The 17,753-nt window shown below is 64.8% G+C and carries 15 protein-coding genes and 1 tRNA gene; 11 read left to right on the forward strand and 5 right to left on the reverse strand.

The window, feature by feature from the left end:
- Window positions 1-25: 25 nt before the first annotated feature.
- Window positions 26-694, forward strand: a complete 669-nt coding sequence (locus ASD28_RS16530; RefSeq protein ID WP_373994802.1) for a DsbA family oxidoreductase — start codon at window positions 26-28, stop codon at window positions 692-694.
- Between the two features lie 7 nt (window positions 695-701).
- On the opposite strand, the gene ASD28_RS16535 is transcribed toward ASD28_RS16530, so the two are convergent.
- The 3 genes from ASD28_RS16535 to ASD28_RS16545 form a co-directional block, all read right to left on the reverse strand.
- Entirely contained in the window at window positions 702-1,547 is an 846-nt protein-coding gene (locus ASD28_RS16535; RefSeq protein WP_056130156.1) for an endonuclease/exonuclease/phosphatase family protein, read from the reverse strand.
- A 98-nt stretch (window positions 1,548-1,645) separates the two neighbouring features.
- On the reverse strand, window positions 1,646-2,347 hold the full coding sequence (locus ASD28_RS16540; RefSeq protein ID WP_056130158.1) for a tetratricopeptide repeat protein: 702 nt from the start codon (window positions 2,345-2,347) through the stop codon (window positions 1,646-1,648).
- Between the two features lie 6 nt (window positions 2,348-2,353).
- Entirely contained in the window at window positions 2,354-4,453 is a 2,100-nt protein-coding gene (locus ASD28_RS16545; RefSeq protein WP_371831797.1) for a bifunctional 2',3'-cyclic-nucleotide 2'-phosphodiesterase/3'-nucleotidase, read from the reverse strand.
- Between the two features lie 321 nt (window positions 4,454-4,774).
- On the opposite strand from ASD28_RS16545, the gene ASD28_RS16550 reads away from it, so the two are divergent.
- The 3 genes from ASD28_RS16550 to ASD28_RS16560 are packed head-to-tail and all read left to right on the forward strand — an operon-like array spanning window position 4,775 to window position 7,678.
- On the forward strand, window positions 4,775-6,007 hold the full coding sequence (locus tag ASD28_RS16550) for a CmpA/NrtA family ABC transporter substrate-binding protein (protein WP_056130164.1): 1,233 nt from the start codon (window positions 4,775-4,777) through the stop codon (window positions 6,005-6,007).
- Window positions 6,008-6,020: 13 nt separating this feature from the next.
- Complete coding sequence (gene ntrB / locus ASD28_RS16555) at window positions 6,021-6,875, forward strand: nitrate ABC transporter permease (RefSeq protein WP_229412001.1); 855 nt, start codon at window positions 6,021-6,023, stop codon at window positions 6,873-6,875.
- Window positions 6,872-7,678, forward strand: coding sequence for an ABC transporter ATP-binding protein (locus tag ASD28_RS16560; RefSeq protein WP_056130167.1), 807 nt, complete (start codon window positions 6,872-6,874; stop codon window positions 7,676-7,678). Before ntrB ends, ASD28_RS16560 begins: the two co-directional genes overlap by 4 nt.
- Window positions 7,679-7,684: 6 nt before the next feature.
- Here the strand turns inward: ASD28_RS16560 and tsaD are convergent, their stop codons facing one another.
- Both tsaD and ASD28_RS16570 read right to left on the reverse strand, forming a co-directional pair.
- On the reverse strand, window positions 7,685-8,722 hold the full coding sequence (gene tsaD, locus ASD28_RS16565; protein ID WP_056130170.1) for a tRNA (adenosine(37)-N6)-threonylcarbamoyltransferase complex transferase subunit TsaD: 1,038 nt from the start codon (window positions 8,720-8,722) through the stop codon (window positions 7,685-7,687).
- A gap of 91 nt (window positions 8,723-8,813) precedes the next feature.
- Window positions 8,814-9,875 carry a 3-deoxy-7-phosphoheptulonate synthase gene (locus tag ASD28_RS16570; protein ID WP_056130173.1) on the reverse strand — a complete coding sequence of 354 codons (1,062 nt, stop codon included), beginning with the start codon at window positions 9,873-9,875 and terminating at the stop codon, window positions 8,814-8,816.
- 98 nt (window positions 9,876-9,973) lie between these two features.
- Here ASD28_RS16570 and ybiB point away from each other — a divergent pair, with 98 nt between their 5' ends.
- The 7 genes from ybiB to ASD28_RS16605 all read left to right on the forward strand — a co-directional run bounded on the left by ybiB (window position 9,974) and on the right by ASD28_RS16605 (window position 17,723).
- Entirely contained in the window at window positions 9,974-10,948 is a 975-nt protein-coding gene (gene ybiB / locus ASD28_RS16575; protein ID WP_056130176.1) for a DNA-binding protein YbiB, read from the forward strand.
- Window positions 10,949-11,002: 54 nt separating this feature from the next.
- Complete coding sequence (locus ASD28_RS16580; RefSeq protein WP_056130179.1) at window positions 11,003-12,214, forward strand: NAD(P)/FAD-dependent oxidoreductase; 1,212 nt, start codon at window positions 11,003-11,005, stop codon at window positions 12,212-12,214.
- Between the two features lie 107 nt (window positions 12,215-12,321).
- A complete protein-coding gene (gene rpsU / locus ASD28_RS16585; protein WP_005665410.1) occupies window positions 12,322-12,534 on the forward strand; it encodes a 30S ribosomal protein S21 in 213 nt (70 codons plus the stop codon).
- Window positions 12,535-12,662: 128 nt separating this feature from the next.
- Entirely contained in the window at window positions 12,663-13,112 is a 450-nt protein-coding gene (locus tag ASD28_RS16590) for a GatB/YqeY domain-containing protein (RefSeq protein ID WP_056130182.1), read from the forward strand.
- A gap of 150 nt (window positions 13,113-13,262) precedes the next feature.
- On the forward strand, window positions 13,263-15,065 hold the full coding sequence (dnaG, locus tag ASD28_RS16595) for a DNA primase (protein WP_056130184.1): 1,803 nt from the start codon (window positions 13,263-13,265) through the stop codon (window positions 15,063-15,065).
- A 269-nt stretch (window positions 15,066-15,334) separates the two neighbouring features.
- Window positions 15,335-17,545, forward strand: a complete 2,211-nt coding sequence (gene rpoD, locus ASD28_RS16600) for an RNA polymerase sigma factor RpoD (RefSeq protein ID WP_056130187.1) — start codon at window positions 15,335-15,337, stop codon at window positions 17,543-17,545.
- 99 nt (window positions 17,546-17,644) lie between these two features.
- Window positions 17,645-17,723, forward strand: a tRNA-Ile gene (locus ASD28_RS16605).
- The last annotated feature ends 30 nt before the right edge of the window (window positions 17,724-17,753 follow it).

The following is a 17,753-nucleotide window of genomic DNA, read 5'->3' on the forward strand; positions in this document are numbered from 1 at the left end:
AGGCGGTGAAAAAGTGAGCAAGCAGATGAGAATCGATTTCGTGTCGGATGTGTCGTGCCCGTGGTGCGCGATCGGGCTGAAATCGCTCGAACAGGCACTGGAGCGGGTGGGCGGCGACATTACGGTCGACATGCATTTCCAGCCCTTCGAGCTGAACCCGGGGATGGGGCCGGAAGGCCAGGACATCTTCGAACACATCACCGAGAAATACGGCTCCACGCCCGCCCAGCAGGAACAGTCGCGCGAGATGATCCGCCAGCGCGGCGAGGCCGTCGGCTTCACGTTCGACATGAGCAAACGCGGCAGCATCTACAACACCTTCGACGCGCACCGCCTGCTGCACTGGGCGGAAGGCCAGGGCCGCCAGCAGGCGCTGAAGGAAAAGCTGTTCGAGGCGTATTTCACGCTGGGCGAGAACCCGGGCGCGCACGACGTGCTGCTGCGCGCGGCGGGCGAGGTCGGCCTCGACGTGGAGGCCGCGCGCCAGGTGCTGGCATCGAACGCGTATGCGGACGAGGTACGCCAGCTCGAGTACTACTGGCAGCGCGCCGGGATCCGCTCGGTGCCGGCGATCGTGATCAACCAGCGCCACCTGATCTCCGGCGGCCAGCCGCCCGAGGTGTTCGAGCAGGCGCTGCGCCAGATCGCGCAGCAGGACGAGGAGCTCGAGCAGGACGAGGAACCGGCCGCCTGAGCGGTTCTCAGTTCAGATCAAGTACGATGGGCTGGTGGTCCGAGGCCGACGTCTCGGACTGCACGCTCATGTCGGACACGCGCCCCGCCAGGTCTTCCGTGACGAAGAAATAATCGTAGCAGCCGGGCTTTTCCGGCCATTTGAAGCCGTGCAAGCCCGCCGTCGGGGCGCGCGGGATGTCGCCGTGGTGCACGCGCCATGCGTCGACGAGGCCCAGCGCACCGCTCGACGCGGGCGCCAGCAGGGCGCGGTAGTCTTCCGAATCCGGACCAAAATTGAAATCGCCGCAGTAGATCGCCGTGCCTGGCCGGAAGCCGAGCTGGAACGGCGGCTCGAGCGCGGGGTCCGGCTGGTAGACGGCGGCGCGGGCGCACGCTTCCTCGTGCAGTTCGCGGATGCGGGCGATCTGCGCGCGGCGCTGCATGGGCGAATAGTATTCGAGGTGGGTCGTCAGCACGCGCAGCTTGCCGCCGGGCGCTTCCAGCACGGTTTCGATCATCCCGCGCGGCATGCCGGCCGGGTGTTCCGGATCGACGGGCCAGGGCAGCATGTGGCGCTGCGCCTGGGTGATGCGGTATTTGGACAGCAGGAGATTGCCGAACTGGCGGGGCAGGTTGTTCCGGTAGATTTCGCTCGGCGCCTGCTCGATCATGTGGTACCCGCCGAACGCGCCGGCCAGTTGCTTGAACTGGCTCGCGCTGGCGCTGCCCTCCAGTTCGGGATGGTTGGCGGCCACTTCCTGCAGGCAGATCACGTCGGGATTCAGCTTGCGCAGCACATCGATGATTGCGTGGATCCGGATGCGCCCGTCCCTCCCACAGCCCCAGTGAATATTCCAGCTAACCACGCGCATTCGATACCTCCGTAAAACTCAACTGCCAGAGTTTGCCATTCTTTGGAGAATGACGGTCACACGGTAGGATCGATGTCAAGGTTACAAGTTCACCCGAATCAGAAACGGTGCGCGTTGCTGCGCCGGTGTTCCGCGCCTTCTTTCAGCAGCTGGTCCGCCTCCGCGGCATCCTTCGGCGTGAGGTCGTCGCCCGTCTGCTTGACGAGCGCCAGTTCCTGGATCGCGGCCGGGTACTCGCGGTCGGCCGCGCGTTCCAGCAGCTCGCGCGCGCGGCGTGGATCGGCCGGCACGCCGTCGCCGTCCGCGTACGCGTTCGACAACAGGAACATCGCATGCGCATCGCCCGCCTGCGCGGCCACGCCGAGCCAGTGCGCGGCGGCCGCTTTGTCCGCCGGGATGCCGTCGCCGTTCTTCAACAGCAGCGCGAGCCTCAGCGCGGCTTTCGGGTGCCCTTGCTGCGCGGCCTGGCGGTACCACTGCGCAGCCTGGGCGTTCGTACCTGGGCGGTCGCGTTCCAGTTCCCCGAGTTGATGGGCGGCTTCCGCATCGCCCTGGCGCGCCGCGCGCAGGAACAGGGCGCGCGCCTGGTCGTCGCGATGGCGCTTCCGGCACAGCAGCGCGAGCTCGCGCTCGGCCACCGGCATGCCGTCGGCGGCCCAGGCCCGCAGGCGCTGCTCGGCGGCGTCATCGCCGCGCTGGGACGCGGCCATCGACACGGCCTCGATCTCGGCCGGCAGCGGGGCGCGCCCACAGCCGGCGAGCAAAACGAACAGCAGCGCGCACGCGAGTCGCAGGTTCATGCCGGCTTACTTCGACAGATCGATCGCATACTTCGCGAAGCCGCTCGCGTCCAGCCCGCCCTCGGCCGTGACGCCGGCGAGACCCGCGGCCTGCGCCAGCGCCAGGTGGCCCGGCGCCGAGCGCAGGATCACGGGGCCGGCGGTCGCCGTCTTGACGAAGCGCCAGCTGCGCGCACCGCCGTTCGCGGCCAGGGTGACCTTGCCGGTGGCCGCGCCGATCTTCTGCAGGTAGTTGCCGACGACGGACTGGTTCGCGTCCGGCGACTTGATGATCGTCTTGCTGCCGTCGATGCCGGGGAAGTTGCCGCCGCCGCCCGCGCGGTAGTCGTTGGTGGCGACGATGAAGTCGTCCGTGTCCGCCACCGGCTTGCCCTGGTACGTCAGGTCGACGATGCGGCTGCCGGCCGGCTTCGTCACGTCGATCTGGTATTGCAGCGCGTTGTTCTCGGCATAGAACACGTCGTAGTTGTAGATCGTGCCGTACGACGGGACGAGATCCTGCTCGGCGGTCGCGGCCGGATCGATGCGCGCGAACTGCTTCGCGGCCGTCTCCAGCCAGTTCTTCAGGTCCGCCCCCTTGATCTTCACGGCCTGCAGGTTGTTGTTGCTGTACAGGTAAAGGTCGCCCGGGTTGCGCACTTGCAGGCCGACCGGCGCCGCCGGCGTCGCGCCCGGCGCCACGTCCGTGAAGTCGGACGGTCCGTTGCGGCCTGCCTTGAACGGCGCGCTGCACGAGATCACGGGGATGTTTTTATAGCTCGACAGCGTCGCGTCGGTGCTGGCCGCGATGGCGTTCTTCACATAGTCGATCTGCGCCTGGTTCACGAGCTGGATGGCCGACACGTCGCCGACGAGCGCGAAGTACGAGGACATCTCGAAGTCCGTCGACACGCCCAGCGGCTGCTTGGCATACGCGATCGTCGCCTGGTGCTCGGTCTGCACGGCGGCGGCGATGGCCGGGTCGGCCGCGACGCTGGTCGTGCCGTCCTTGTACTTGTAGCCGCGCGATTCGACCGTCGTCTGCGCCGGCTGCACCACCCACTTGCCGCCCTGGTACGCGAGCGTCAGCTTGACGATGCCGAGGCGCCGCCCCCAGCTCTGCGCCATCACGGTCGGCACGCCGTTGACGAAGCCGTTCACCGCATCGACCTTGGCCGATGCGGGGATCGCCGCGAACGACGGATCCAGCGCCGCGGCGCCCGTCTCTTTCCCCTTCGGGAAGATGAGGTGCGAGTGGCCGATCAGCAGGGCGTCGATGCCGGTCGTGCTCAGGTGATAGCTCTGGTTTTCCATCTTCGGGCTGTACGCGCTCGTATCGAGGCCGCCGTGCGACAGCGCGACGACGAGGTCCGCGCCCTTGCCGCGCATCTCCGGCACGTACTGCTTCGCCGCTTCCACGGACCCGCCGACGGCCACCTTGCCGGCCAGGTTCTTCTGGTCCCAGTCGAGGATTTGCGGCGGCACGAAGCTCATCACGCCCACGTTGACGGTGACCGGCATCGTCTCGCCGTTCGGCTTCGTCGCCGTGAAGTTGCGCGCGAGGATGCGGTAGGGCTCGTAGATCGTCTTGTTCGTGGCGACCGCGGTCACGTTCGACAGCACGAGCGGGAAGTTCGGCCCGCCGCAGGTGCCGGCTGGCTTGCTCACGCCCGGGATGCCGAAGTCGGTGTTCGTGACCTGGCTGAGGAACGGCAGGCCGTAGTTGAATTCGTGGTTGCCCAGGCCGCCCGCGTCGTACTTCAGCGCGTTCATCGCCTTGTGCACGGCCAGCGTCTCCCCGCACTTCACGGGCGCCGTGACGGCCTGCAGGTCGGCCAGCAGGGTGCCCTGGATGACGTCGCCGTCATCGAACAACAGGTTGTTCGGGCTTTCCGCGCGCGCCTGCCGGATCAGCGTGGACGTGCGGTCGAGGCCCAGGGTCGCGTCGTCGGCGAGCGAGTAATAGTTATAGCCGAGGACGTTCGAGTGGATGTCGGTGGTCTCGAGCAGGGCGAGGGTGACGGTCGTGCCTTCGGGGATGACGTTGGCGGGCGTGGATGGCTCGCCGCAGCCTGTGAGGCCGGCAGCAGCAAGGGCCGCGAGCAATGCGTGGTTGCGTTTCAAGATCGTGGTCCGTGGTAGTGGGAACGGGGCGCAACTCTATCTTGATGGGATGACAACGATGTGACAGGCGCCCATGCGCCACGCCGGCGCACGCCGCACGGTTCCGGACGCGCATGCGCCGCAGGCTGGCATACCCGCGCGTGGCTCTGCACGCAATCGGTGTGTGCGCCCGTTTTTCGTGGTGCGTCGGCACAACCGCGGTGCCGACGCACCGTTTCGACTGTTGGCATGGCAATTGCTGTATTGACTATGAGGGCGCCGGAGCTGGCCACTCCGCCGCCGCAGCGTTGTCTCTTCTTTCGATTGCCTTCTACAAGGACCAACATGACCGATACAACCAATCTGACCCGCCGCCGCCTGCTGGCCGCCGGTGCCACGGCCTCGCTCACCGGACTCGTCTCCGGTGGGGTCTTCGCCGCCGGCTCCGACAAGCCCGAGAAGACCGAAGTGAAGGTCGGCTTCATCCCGCTGACCGATTGCGCCTCCGTGGTAATGGCGTCGGTGCTGGGCTTCGACAAGAAGTACGGCATCAGGATTGTCCCCAGCAAGGAATCGTCGTGGGCCAGCGTGCGCGACAAGCTGGTCAACGGCGAACTGGACGCCGCCCACGTGCTGTATGGCCTGATTTACGGCGTGCAGATGGGGATCGGCGGTCCGAAGAAGGACATGGCGGTGCTGATGAGCCTGAACCAGAACGGCCAGGCCATCACCCTGTCGAAGAAGCTGGCCGACGCCAGAGCCGTGGACGGCCCGTCGCTGGCGAAGGTGATGAGCACGGACAAGCGCGAGTACAGCTTCGCCCAGACTTTCCCGACCGGCACGCACGCGATGTGGCTGTATTACTGGCTGGCCAGCTATGGCATCAACCCGATGAAGGACGCGAAGGTGATCACGGTGCCGCCGCCGCAGATGGTGGCGAACATGCGCGTCGGGAACATGGACGGCTTCTGCGTGGGCGAACCGTGGAACCATCGCGCCATCGTCGACGGCGTCGGCATCACGGCCGCAACCACCCAGGACATCTGGAAAGACCACCCGGAAAAGACCCTCGGCACGTCGCTCGAATGGGTCAAGAAATACCCGAACACGGCGCGCGCCCTGGTGGCCGCCGTGCTGGAAGCCAGCCGCTGGATCGATGCGAGCATGTCCAACAAGGTCAAGATGGCCGAGACGATCGCCGACAAATCGTACGTCAACACCTCGGTGGACGTGATCAACCAGCGCATCCTGGGCCGCTACCAGAACGGCCTGGGCAAGACGTGGGACGACCCGAACACCATGAAGTTCTACAACGACGGCTCGGTCAACTTCCCGTACCTGTCGGACGGCATGTGGTTCATGACCCAGCACCGCCGCTGGGGCCTGCTCAAGTCCGATCCGGATTATCTGGCCGTGGCCTCGAGCGTCAACCAGGTCGCGCTGTACCGCGAGGCGGCCGCCATGGCGAAGGCCGACGTGCCGAAGTCGCCGATGCGGTCCGCGAAGCTCATCGACGGCGTCGTGTGGGACGGGAAGAACCCGGCCGCGTATGCCGCCGCTTTCAAGATCAAGACCTGAACCGGAGGACATCATGAATACCGTCGTGAATTCGACCGCGGGCGCACACGCCGTGCCTGCCCGGCGCGCCCTGGCGCTGCGCGTGCCGAACGGCCGCGCGCTGTTGCTGGCGGTGCTGCCGCCCGTGCTGGGTCTCGCCATGTTGGTGCTGGTGTGGCAGCTCGTCTCCGCGAACAACAGCAACTTCCCGTCGCCCCTCGTCACGTGGGAGGCGGCCGTCCAGCTGTTCGCCGACCCGTTCTACAGCAACGGGCCGAACGACCAGGGCATCGGCTGGAACATCCTCGCGTCGCTCGAGCGGGTGGCGCTGGGCTTCGGCCTCGCCGCGGCGGCGGGCATCCCGCTCGGCTTCCTGATCGGCCGCTCGCGCTTCCTGGCCGGGATGTGCAATCCCATCGTCAGCCTGCTGCGCCCCGTGTCGCCGCTGGCCTGGCTGCCCATCGGCCTGCTCGTGTTCAAGGCCGCGAATCCCGCCGCCATCTGGGCCATCTTCATCTGCTCGATCTGGCCGATGATCATCAACACGGCCGTCGGCGTGCAGCGCGTGCCGCAGGACTACATGAACGTGGCGAGGGTGCTGAACCTGTCGGAGTGGAAGGTCTTCACGAAGATCCTGCTGCCCGCGGTGCTGCCGTACATGCTGACCGGCGTGCGCCTGGCGATCGGCACGGCGTGGCTCGTCATCGTCGCGGCCGAGATGCTGACCGGCGGCGTGGGCATCGGCTTCTGGGTGTGGGACGAGTGGAACAACCTGAACGTGCCGCACATCCTCATCGCCATCGTCGTCATCGGCGTGGTCGGGCTGGTGCTCGAGCAGGCGCTGGTCGCACTGGCCCGCGCCGTCACCTACGAAGAGAGTGGATCATGAGCGAACCGAAATTCATCGAAGTCCAACAGGTCGAGATGCTGTTCGACACCCGCAAGGGCCGCTTCCACGCGCTCACCGACGTCAACCTGAAGGTGGCGCGGGGCGAGTTCATCACGCTGATCGGCCACTCCGGCTGCGGCAAGTCCACGTTGCTGAATCTGCTGGCGGGCCTGACGCGGGCCACCGAGGGCGTCCTGATCTGCGCCGGCCGCGAGATCGCCGGACCGGCGCCGGAGCGTGCGGTGGTGTTCCAGAACCACTCGCTGCTGCCGTGGCTGACCTGTTTTGAGAACGTCTACCTGGCCGTCGAGCGCGTGTTCGGCGCGCGCGAAGGGAAGGACAAGCTGCGCGCCCGCACGGCCGATGCGCTGGCGCTGGTGGGCCTGACGCACGCGGCGCAGAAGCGGCCCAGCGAAATCTCGGGCGGCATGAAGCAGCGGGTCGGCATCGCCCGCGCGCTGTCGATGGAACCGAAAGTGTTGTTGATGGACGAGCCGTTCGGCGCCCTCGACGCGCTGACCCGCGCCCATCTGCAGGACGAGTTGCTGCGCATCGTCGCCCAGACGCAGTCCACGGTCGTGATGGTCACGCACGACGTGGACGAGGCGGTGCTGCTGTCCGACCGCATCGTGATGATGACCAACGGCCCGGCCGCGACCATCGGCGAGATCGTGGACGTGCGCCTGGCGCGGCCGCGCGAACGCGTCGCGCTGGCGCACGATGCGCTGTACAACGAGTATCGGACGCGGGTGCTGGAGTTCCTGTATCACCGGCAGGCGAGGCCGGCGAAGGAAGCCGCCTGAGAGGCTTTACGCCGGCTCGATCTCGTCCAGCGGCCAGCGCGGGCGCACGTTGAATGCGTAGTCGCGCTGGGCCGCGTCCGGATTGCGTTCCAGGCGCAGCGCGCCCGCGAACGCGATCATCGCGCCGTTGTCCGTGCAGAATTCGAGTTCGGGGTAGTAGACCTTGAAGCGCTTCTTCGCGGCGGCCTCGTTGAGCGACGCGCGCAGCTGGCGGTTCGCGCCGACGCCGCCCGCGATCACGAGGCGTTTCAATCCCGTGTGCTTCAGCGCCAGCACGCATTTCGCCGTCAGCACGTCGACGATGGCATCGACGAAGCCGCGCGCGATGTTGGCCTTGTCCTGCTCGCAGACGTTGGCGATATCCGCTGCATTATTCTTCACGACGGTCAGCACGGCCGTTTTCAGGCCCGAGAAGCTGAAGTTGAAGTCTTTCGAGTGCAGCATCGGGCGCGGCAGTTTATACGCTTCCGGATCGCCGAATTCCGCCAGGCGCGAAATGGCCGGGCCACCCGGATAGCCGAGGCCCAGCAGCTTGGCCGATTTGTCGAAGGCTTCGCCGGCCGCGTCGTCCAGCGTCTCGCCCAGCAGGGTGTAGCGGCCGACGCCATCCACGCGCATCAGCTGCGTGTGGCCGCCGGAGACGAGGAGGGCGACGAACGGGAATTCCGGCCGCTCGGTCGCGAGCAGCGGCGACAGCAGGTGACCCTCCAGGTGGTGCACGCCCAGCACGGGTTTATCCAGCGCCAGCGCCAGGCTGCAGGCGACGGACGATCCGACCAGCAGCGCACCGGCGAGGCCGGGGCCCTGCGTGTAGGCGATGGCGTCGATGTGCTCCATCGGCAGGTCGGCCTGCGCGAGTACTTGTTCCAGCAGCGGCAGCGCGCGCCGGATGTGGTCGCGCGACGCCAGTTCCGGCACCACGCCGCCGTACTCCTCGTGCATCGCGACCTGCGAGTGCAGTGCGTGGGACAGCAGGCCGCGCTCCGTGTCGTACAGAGCCAGGCCGGTTTCATCGCAGGAGGATTCGACGCCGAGGACAATCATGGGCAAGCAGGGAACAGTGTGAGGTAGACAAGATCGGCGCGCCGGGGCGGCGCGCAATCTGCCATTGTACCTGCATTGGCCCGCCAGGGCATCACGGCCGCTGCAGCAATTCCTGGTGCGCGTTGCGCAGCATGGCCTCGGTGTCGTCCCAGGCGATGCAGCCGTCGGTGACGGAGCAGCCGTACTTCAGCTGCGACCGGTCGCTCGGAATCGGCTGGCTGCCGCCGACGATGTTCGATTCGATCATCACGCCGACGAGCGACTGGTTGCCGTGCCTGATCTGCTGGATCACGTCCGACATGACGAGCGGCTGCAGTTCCGGCTTCTTGTAGCTGTTGGCGTGCGAGCAGTCGACGACGAGGTTCGCGGGCAGGCCGGCTTTCGTCAGGGCCTGTGCGGCGATCGCGACGGAGACCGAGTCGTAGTTCGGACGGCCGCCGCCGCCGCGCAGCACGACGTGACCGTAGGCATTGCCGCGCGTGCGCACGATCGACACGCCGCCCTGGCCGTTGATGCCCAGGAAGGAGTGCGGGCTGGACGAGGACAGCACGGCGTTGATGGCGATGCTGACGTCGCCGTCGGTGCCGTTCTTGAAGCCGACCGGCGTGGAGAGGCCGGACGACATCTCGCGGTGCGTCTGCGATTCGGTAGTACGTGCGCCGATCGCGGTCCAGGCGATCAGGTCGCCCAGGTATTGCGGCGAGATCGGGTCGAGCGCCTCGGTGGCCGTCGGCAGGCCCAGTTCGCACACGTCGAGCAGGAACTGGCGCGCGCGCTCCATGCCGACGTCCACGCGGAACGAGTCGTCCATGAAGGGATCGTTGATATAGCCCTTCCAGCCGGTCGTGGTGCGCGGCTTTTCGAAATACACGCGCATCACGAGCACCATCGTGTCTTCCACCTCGGCCTGCAGCGCCTTCAGGCGGCGCGCATAGTCGAGACCCGCGACCGGGTCGTGGATCGAGCAGGGGCCGACGACGACGAACAGGCGCTTGTCCTTGCGGTCGAGGATGTTGCGCAGGGTCTCGCGGCCCTTCATCACGGTGGTGAAGGCCTTGTCCGTCAGCGGCAGCTTTTTATGCAGCTCGCTGGGCGTCGGCATGGTCGCGAACGAGGTGACGTTGGTGTTTTCGATATCGGGCGTGATCAGCATGGCAATCGTATTTATTCCAGAGGGGATCGTTGAGTCTAGCCTGAAATCTTACACCGTGCATCCTCCTGCCCAAAAATGTTGCATGGTATCCTGTCATTATGGACACGACCAACACCTCCCCAAATCCCTTCCCGGCCGCCCGCTTCATCAAGGAGATCGGCCGCGGCGTAAAAGGCGCGCGCAGCATGTCGCGCGAGGATGCGAAACTGCTCTACGCCGCCATGCTCGACGGGCGGGTGTCCGACCTGGAACTGGGCGGCATCCTGCTCGCGATGCGCATCAAGGGCGAATCCGTGGAAGAAATCGCCGGCTTCATGGACGCGGCGGAAAGCTCGTTCGCGCCGCTGCCCGCGCCGCCCGGCGATTTCGCGCCCGTGCTGATCCCCAGCTACAACGGCGCGCGCAAGCTGGCCAACCTGACGCCGCTGCTGGCCCTGCTGCTGGCGCGCGAGGGCGTGCCGGTGCTCGTGCACGGCGTGCAGGAAGATCCGGGCCGCGTGACGACGGCCGAGATCTTCGCCGAGATGGGCATCGGCCCGAGCGGCTCCACGGCCGACATGCTGGACGCCTTCGCCGCCGGCCGCCCGTGCTTCATGCCGATCGAGTTGCTGGCGCCGGAACTGGCGCACCAGTTGGCGCTGCGCCGCATCCTCGGCGTGCGCAATTCCACGCACACGATCGTCAAGATCCTGCAGCCGTTCGAAGGCCCGGCGTTGCGTCTCGTGTCGTACACGCACCCGGAATACCTGGCGATGCTGACCGAGTATTTCGCAACGGCCGCCCCGCACGCGCGCGGCGACGCCTTCCTCATGCGCGGCACGGAAGGGGAGACGGTGGCGAACGCCAACCGCGCCCAGGAAATCAACTGGTTCCACGCCGGCCAGAAAACGCTGCTGGTCGAGCGCGATGCCCCGACCGACGAGCTGGCGCCGGCACCGGAAGGCCGCGACGCCGCGGCGACCGCGGACTGGATCGCGCGGGCGCTGCGCGGTGAACAGCCCGTGCCGCCGCCGATCGCGGCGCAGGTGGCGCAGTGCGTGCAGGTGTCTCGAGCGTTACGTTCGGCTGTCTGAACCGTTCGCCTTCCCGTACAATCACGCCTTTTGCGCGCGACAAACGAGTAAGGCATGGCAAAACACTACGACGTGGCGATCATCGGCGCCGGCGCCGCCGGCATGATGTGCGCCGCCACCGCGGCCCAGCGCGGCAAACGCGTCCTGCTGGTCGACCACGCCGGCAAGCTGGCGGAAAAAATCCGCATCTCCGGCGGCGGGCGCTGCAACTTCACCAACATCAACGCCGGCCCGCAGAATTTCCTGTCCGAGAATCCGCATTTCTGTCGCAGCGCGCTGTCGCGCTACACGCCGCAGGATTTCCTCGCGCTCGTCAAAAAACATCGCATCGCGTACCACGAAAAACACCGCGGCCAACTGTTCTGCGACGACTCGTCCGAACAGATCATCGCCATGCTGAAGGCCGAATGCGACGCGGTCGGCGTGCAGTGGCGCATGCCGTGCAAGGTGGCCGGCGTCACGAAGAGTACGGAAGGGTTCCGCATCGACACGGATGGCGAGCCCATCCTCGCGAGCAATGTCGTTGTCGCAACGGGCGGCCTGTCGATCCCGAAGATCGGCGCCACCGACCTCGGCTACCGCATCGCGAAGCACTTCGATTTGAACATCGTCGAGACGCGCCCCGGCCTCGTGCCGCTGACGTTCGACGGCCCCAGCTGGCAACCGTTCGTGCCGCTGGCCGGCATCGCGCTCGAAGTGGACGTGACGACAGGATCGAAGAAGGGCAAGAACGCGAAGTACGGCTACTTCCGCGAAGACTTATTGTTTACGCACCGTGGCCTGTCCGGCCCGGCCATCCTGCAAATCTCCAGCTACTGGCAGCCGGGCACGCCCATCGTCCTGGATCTGCTGCCGGAAATGGATGTGGCGGAAGAGCTGATCGGCATGAAGATGTCGGTGAAAAAGCAGCTGGGCAATATCTTGTCGCAATGGCTTCCCACGCGCCTGGCGGAAGGCCTGCTGACCGGCAATGGCCTGATGCCGGATGCGCGCCTGCCCGACATGGCCGATGCGAAATTGCGCAAGCTGGGCGATGCGATCAACCGCTGGGCCATCGTCCCGACCGGCTCGGAAGGCTATAAAAAGGCCGAGGTGACCCTGGGTGGCGTCGACACGCGCGAACTGTCGCAGCAGACGATGATGGCGAACCACGTCCCGGGCCTGTATTTCATCGGCGAGTCGGTCGACGTGACGGGCTGGCTCGGCGGGTACAACTTCCAGTGGGCATGGGCGTCCGGCGTGGCGGCGGGCAGGGCGATCGAGTGAAAAAAGCAGCCGTGTAGCAACTTTGCACACTGATGAAAAACTTCGCACAGAACTTGAAAAGCTGTTAGAATTTCGTTCTTCCCTAAATCCAACGGTTTCATTTTTACATGACCACTATCCGCCTTAAAGAAAACGAGCCGTTCGAAGTCGCTATGCGTCGCTTCAAGCGCACTATCGAAAAAACCGGTCTGCTGACCGAACTGCGCGCACGCGAGTTCTACGAGAAGCCGACTGCAGAGCGCAAGCGCAAGCTGGCCGCTGCCGTGAAGCGTCACTACAAGCGCATCCGCAGCCAGCAACTGCCGAAGAAGCTGTACTGATTTATATTCACGCTTTCCCCGGTGACGGCCACTGCCAGTCCCGGCGTTGCAAAGCCTGAATTCGACGAAGCCCGCTCCGGTTGTGCCGCAGCGGGTTTTGCCTTTTGCCCCTATCGAACGGAGTTTCCATGAGCTTGAAAGACCAAATCACCGACGACATGAAAACCGCCATGCGCGCCAAGGACAGCGAGCGCCTCGCCACGGTCCGCCTCTTGATCGCCGAGATCAAGCGCAAGGAAGTGGACGAGCGTATTGAGCTGGACGATGCCCAGGTCGTGGCCATTGTCGAGAAGATGATCAAGCAGCGCAAGGATTCGATCACCCAGTTCGAGGCAGGCGGTCGCCAGGATCTGGCCGACATCGAGAAGGCCGAACTTGCTGTACTGGTGACGTACATGCCGGCCGGCCTGTCGGATGAGGAAGTCGCCGCCGAAGTGGCCGCCGCCGTCGCCGCATCGGGCGCCGCCGGTCCGCAGGACATGGGCAAGGTGATGGCCATCCTGAAACCGAAACTCGCCGGCCGCGCCGACATGACGGCCGTCTCGGCACAGGTCAAGAAAGCCCTCGCAGGCGGCTGATGCCTGGTGGCACGGCTGCGGCATCGCCGCCACGGCCGTGTCTGTTTTGATGCACCGGAGCGGCAACGCCATGTTGCATTGTTGCAAATCAACTTGTAACGAGCCCTGCGGTATAGTCTGACCTGAGACAAATACTGTTAGTTAGATCAAGTGATTCCGCAATCATTCATTACCGATCTGCTCAACCGCGTTGACATCGTCGACGTGGTGGGGCGTTACGTGCAGCTGAAAAAGGGCGGCGCCAATTATATGGGGCTCTGTCCGTTTCACAACGAGAAATCCCCCAGCTTCACCGTCAGCCCGACCAAGCAGTTCTATCACTGCTTCGGCTGCGGCGCCCATGGCACCGCCATCGGCTTCATGATCGAATACTCGGGCATGGGTTTTGTCGACGCCGTCAAGGACCTGGCGCAAAGTGTGGGCATGATCGTGCCCCAGGAGGACGACAAGATCCCGCCGGCCCAGCGCGCCGCCCAGCAGGCGCAGACCCTGGCGCTGACGGACGCGCTGAACCAGGCCTGCGACTTCTATCGCGCCCAGCTACGCACGGCGCCGAACGCCATCGCCTATCTGAAAGGCCGCGGCCTGACGGGCGAAGTGGCCGCCCGCTTCGGCCTCGGCTATGCGCCGGGCGGCTGGGACAATCTGCGTTCCGTCTTCCGCGACTACGATGCGCTGGCGCTCGTCGAATCCGGCCTCGTCATCGACAAGGTGGACGAAGATGGCAACAACAAGAAGCGGTACGACCGTTTTCGTGAGCGGATCATGTTCCCGATCCGGAACACGAAAGGGCAGGTGATCGGCTTCGGCGGCCGCGTGATGGACGGTGGCGAACCCAAATACCTGAACTCGCCGGAAACTCCGCTGTTCCAGAAGGGGCACGAACTGTACGGCCTGTTCGAGGCGCGCCAGGCGATCCGCGACGCCGGCTACGTGCTGGTGACGGAAGGTTATATGGACGTCGTCGCGCTGGCCCAGCTCGGCTTCCCGCAAGCCGTCGCGACGCTCGGCACGGCGTGTACCAGTACCCACGTGCAAAAGCTGCTGCGCCAGACGGACAACGTCATCTTCAGCTTCGACGGCGACAAGGCCGGCCGCCGCGCCGCCCGCCGCGCACTGGAAGCATGCCTGCCGCAAGTGACGGACAACAAGACGATCAGGTTCCTGTTCTTGCCGCAAGAGCATGATCCGGACAGCTATGTGCGCGAATTCGGCGCGGATGCTTTCGCACAGGAAATCAACGAGGCGATGCCGCTGTCGCAATTCCTGTTGCGCGAGGTCACGACGGAGCACGACCTCGACACACCGGAAGGCCGGGCGCGTGTCCAGTTCGATGCGAAACCGCTGCTGCAGGCGATGACGCCGTCGGCCCTGCGCCTGCAGATCGTGCGCGGCCTGGCGAACCTGACGGAGTCAACGCCGGCGGAGATCGAAACGTTGTTCGAATTGTCCAAGCCGGTTGCGGTGGCCAGGAAGGCGCCGCCGCGCCAGGGGCGTCCGGAACCGGTCGGCCTGGAATTGCAGATGTCGCGCATCCTGGTTTCGCATCCGGCGCTGGCCCTGGGCCTGGACGAGTCGGCCTTGCGCGCCTTCGACCACTTCGGCGCCGAGCAGGCCGAACGCCTGCGCCAGCTCGTGGCGATGGCGCAGGCGCTGGGACCGAACGGTACGTTCGCCGCGTTGTCCGAGCAATTGAAGGAAGCGAGTTCGGAGTACGACAACCTGATCGCATCGATCGCGGTCGAGCCCGAATCGGATATCGACGGGGACCGCGTGTGGCTGACAAGTGCAGTGAGGCAAGTCAAGATGGACGTGCTGAAACAGGAGTTGAACCAGTTGTTTTCTTCCGGATTGACCCCAGATCAGGTGAGTGCCCGCTATCGCGAAATCACAGCTCAGCAGGACCTCTTGGCCCGGGAGGCAGCGAACGACACCCCTGCGAAATTCGCCTGATCGGAGAGGGTTGCCGAGGCGCCGTTCTTGACTGGAAAGAACAAGGGCGCGTGCTATAATAAAACGCTAACTATTGCAAGCATTGAAACGATTTTTCGTGACAATTCGGGCGAGGTGTTTCAGTTAGTGGGGCAAACAGTATGTGCCTGCAGCGTGATGTAAGGTAACAAAACTTTATCTTTAACCATCGTAAAGTGGTCGTTGTGACTTCGAAAGCGCCTGTGCCAACCAAGAAACCCGAAACCAAAGTGGCTACCAAATCCACCAGAATGTCCGCTAAAGTGGACAATTCGCAAGACAAGGCGGAAGCTCGCGTTGCGGGTGTCGCCCCAGTCAACCAGACGACCGATGCGGAAGCCCTCGCCGCAATCGATACGTCGGGCTACGTGCTGCCGGCCGTCAAGGTGCCAGGCCGCCGTGGTCGCAAGCCCAAGGAATTCACGCCCGAAAACGATGAAGTCGCCGCCCTGAACGCGGTCGAGCGCGCCGAGCTGAAAGCGGTCGACAAGGCCAAGGCCAAGGACCGCAAGGCCAAGGAAAAGGCGCTGCTGAAAGATGCGTTCTCGTCGGACACGGAAGCGAGCGAAGAGGAACTGGAAATTCGCCGCCAGAAGCTCAAGGCCCTGATCAAGTCGGGCAAGGAGCGCGGCTTCCTGACGTATTCCGAGATCAACGACCATCTGCCGGACAACATCGTCGATCCGGAAGCGATCGAAGGCATCATCGGCACGTTCAACGACATGGGCATTGCTGTCTACGAGCACGCGCCCGATGCCGAAACGCTGCTGCTGTCCGATAACGTCGCCACCGTCACCAGCGACGACGAAGCCGAGGCTGCCGCCGAAGCGGCGCTGTCGACCGTCGACTCCGATTTCGGCCGCACGACGGACCCCGTGCGCATGTACATGCGCGAGATGGGCTCGGTCGAACTGCTGACCCGCGAAGGCGAGATCGAGATCGCCAAGCGCATCGAAGACGGCCTGCGCGACATGATCCAGGCAATCTCCGCCTGCCCGGTGACGATCGCCGAGATCATCGACGCCGCCCGCCGTATCGAGCAGGACGAGATCAAGATCGACGAAATCGTCGACGGCATGGTTGATCCGGAAGGGGACGAAGCAACGTCCCCGGCGGCCGTCGCCCCGGCGTCGACCGAATCCGACGACGATGAGGACGAAGACGAGGAAGAGGAAGAAGAGGAAGAGGAAGAAGAGGCGAACGCGGGTTCCGGCGCGGCCGGCTATTCCGCCGAACAGCTCGAGCAGCTGAAGAACTCGGCCCTCGACAAATTCCGCGAAATCGAACAGCAGTTCGACAAGATGCGCAAGGCCTACGAGAAGCAGGGCTATAACTCCGACGGCTACATCAAGGCCCAGGAAGCGATCTCGAACGAACTGCTCGGCATCCGCTTCACGGCCAAGGTCGTCGAAAAGCTGTGCGACACCCTGCGCGGCCAGGTCGACGAAGTGCGCCACATCGAGAAGCAGATCCTGGACGTGGCCGTGAACCGCTGCGGCATGCCGCGCGCCCACTTCATCAAGGTCTTCCCGGGCAACGAGACGAACCTCGACTGGGTCGACGGCGAAGTGAACGCCGGCCACGCGTACAGCGCGATCCTCGGCCGCAATATCCCGACGATCAAGGAACTGCAGCAACGCCTGATCGACCTGCAAGCCCGCGTCGTCCTGCCGCTGCCCGACCTGCGCAACATCAACCGCCAGATGGCGGCTGGTGAAATGAAGGCACGCAAGGCGAAGCGCGAAATGACGGAAGCTAACCTGCGTCTCGTCATCTCGATCGCGAAGAAATACACGAACCGCGGCCTGCAATTCCTCGACCTGATCCAGGAAGGCAACATCGGCCTGATGAAGGCGGTGGACAAGTTCGAATACCGTCGCGGCTATAAATTCTCGACGTATGCAACGTGGTGGATCCGCCAGGCCATTACCCGCTCGATCGCGGACCAGGCGCGCACGATTCGTATTCCTGTGCACATGATCGAAACGATCAACAAGATGAACCGGATCTCGCGCCAGATCCTGCAGGAGACGGGCGCCGAGCCGGACCCGGCCACCCTCGCGATCAAGATGGAAATGCCGGAAGATAAGATCCGGAAGATCATGAAGATCGCGAAAGAGCCGATCTCGATGGAAACGCCGATCGGTGACGACGACGATTCGCATCTGGGCGACTTTATCGAAGACAACAACACGCTGGCGCCTTCGGACGCCGCGCTGCACGCCTCGATGCGCGGTGTCGTCAAGGACGTGCTCGACTCGCTGACGCCGCGCGAAGCGAAGGTGCTGCGCATGCGCTTCGGCATCGAAATGTCGACCGACCACACGCTGGAAGAGGTCGGCAAGCAATTCGACGTCACGCGCGAACGCATCCGCCAGATCGAAGCGAAAGCGCTGCGCAAGCTGCGCCACCCGTCGCGCTCCGACAAGCTGAAGAGCTTCCTCGAGAACAACAGCGGCTGAGGCTTGACGGACCTACGCTAAAACAATATCCTCTCGCCACTTCGGCCGCTTCGCGACCGTAAGTGGCGAGTTTTTAGCGTCTTCGGATGTACCAGTTTCGGGCCTCTAGCTCATGCCTGGTTAGAGCAGCGGACTCATAATCCGTTGGTGCCCGGTTCGACTCCGGGGAGGCCTACCAAAAATCCACAATGAATCAGGGGCTTGCGCG

The sequence above is a fragment of the Massilia sp. Root133 genome (genome assembly GCF_001426525.1).
GTDB lineage: Bacteria > Pseudomonadota > Gammaproteobacteria > Burkholderiales > Burkholderiaceae_D > Telluria > Telluria orientalis.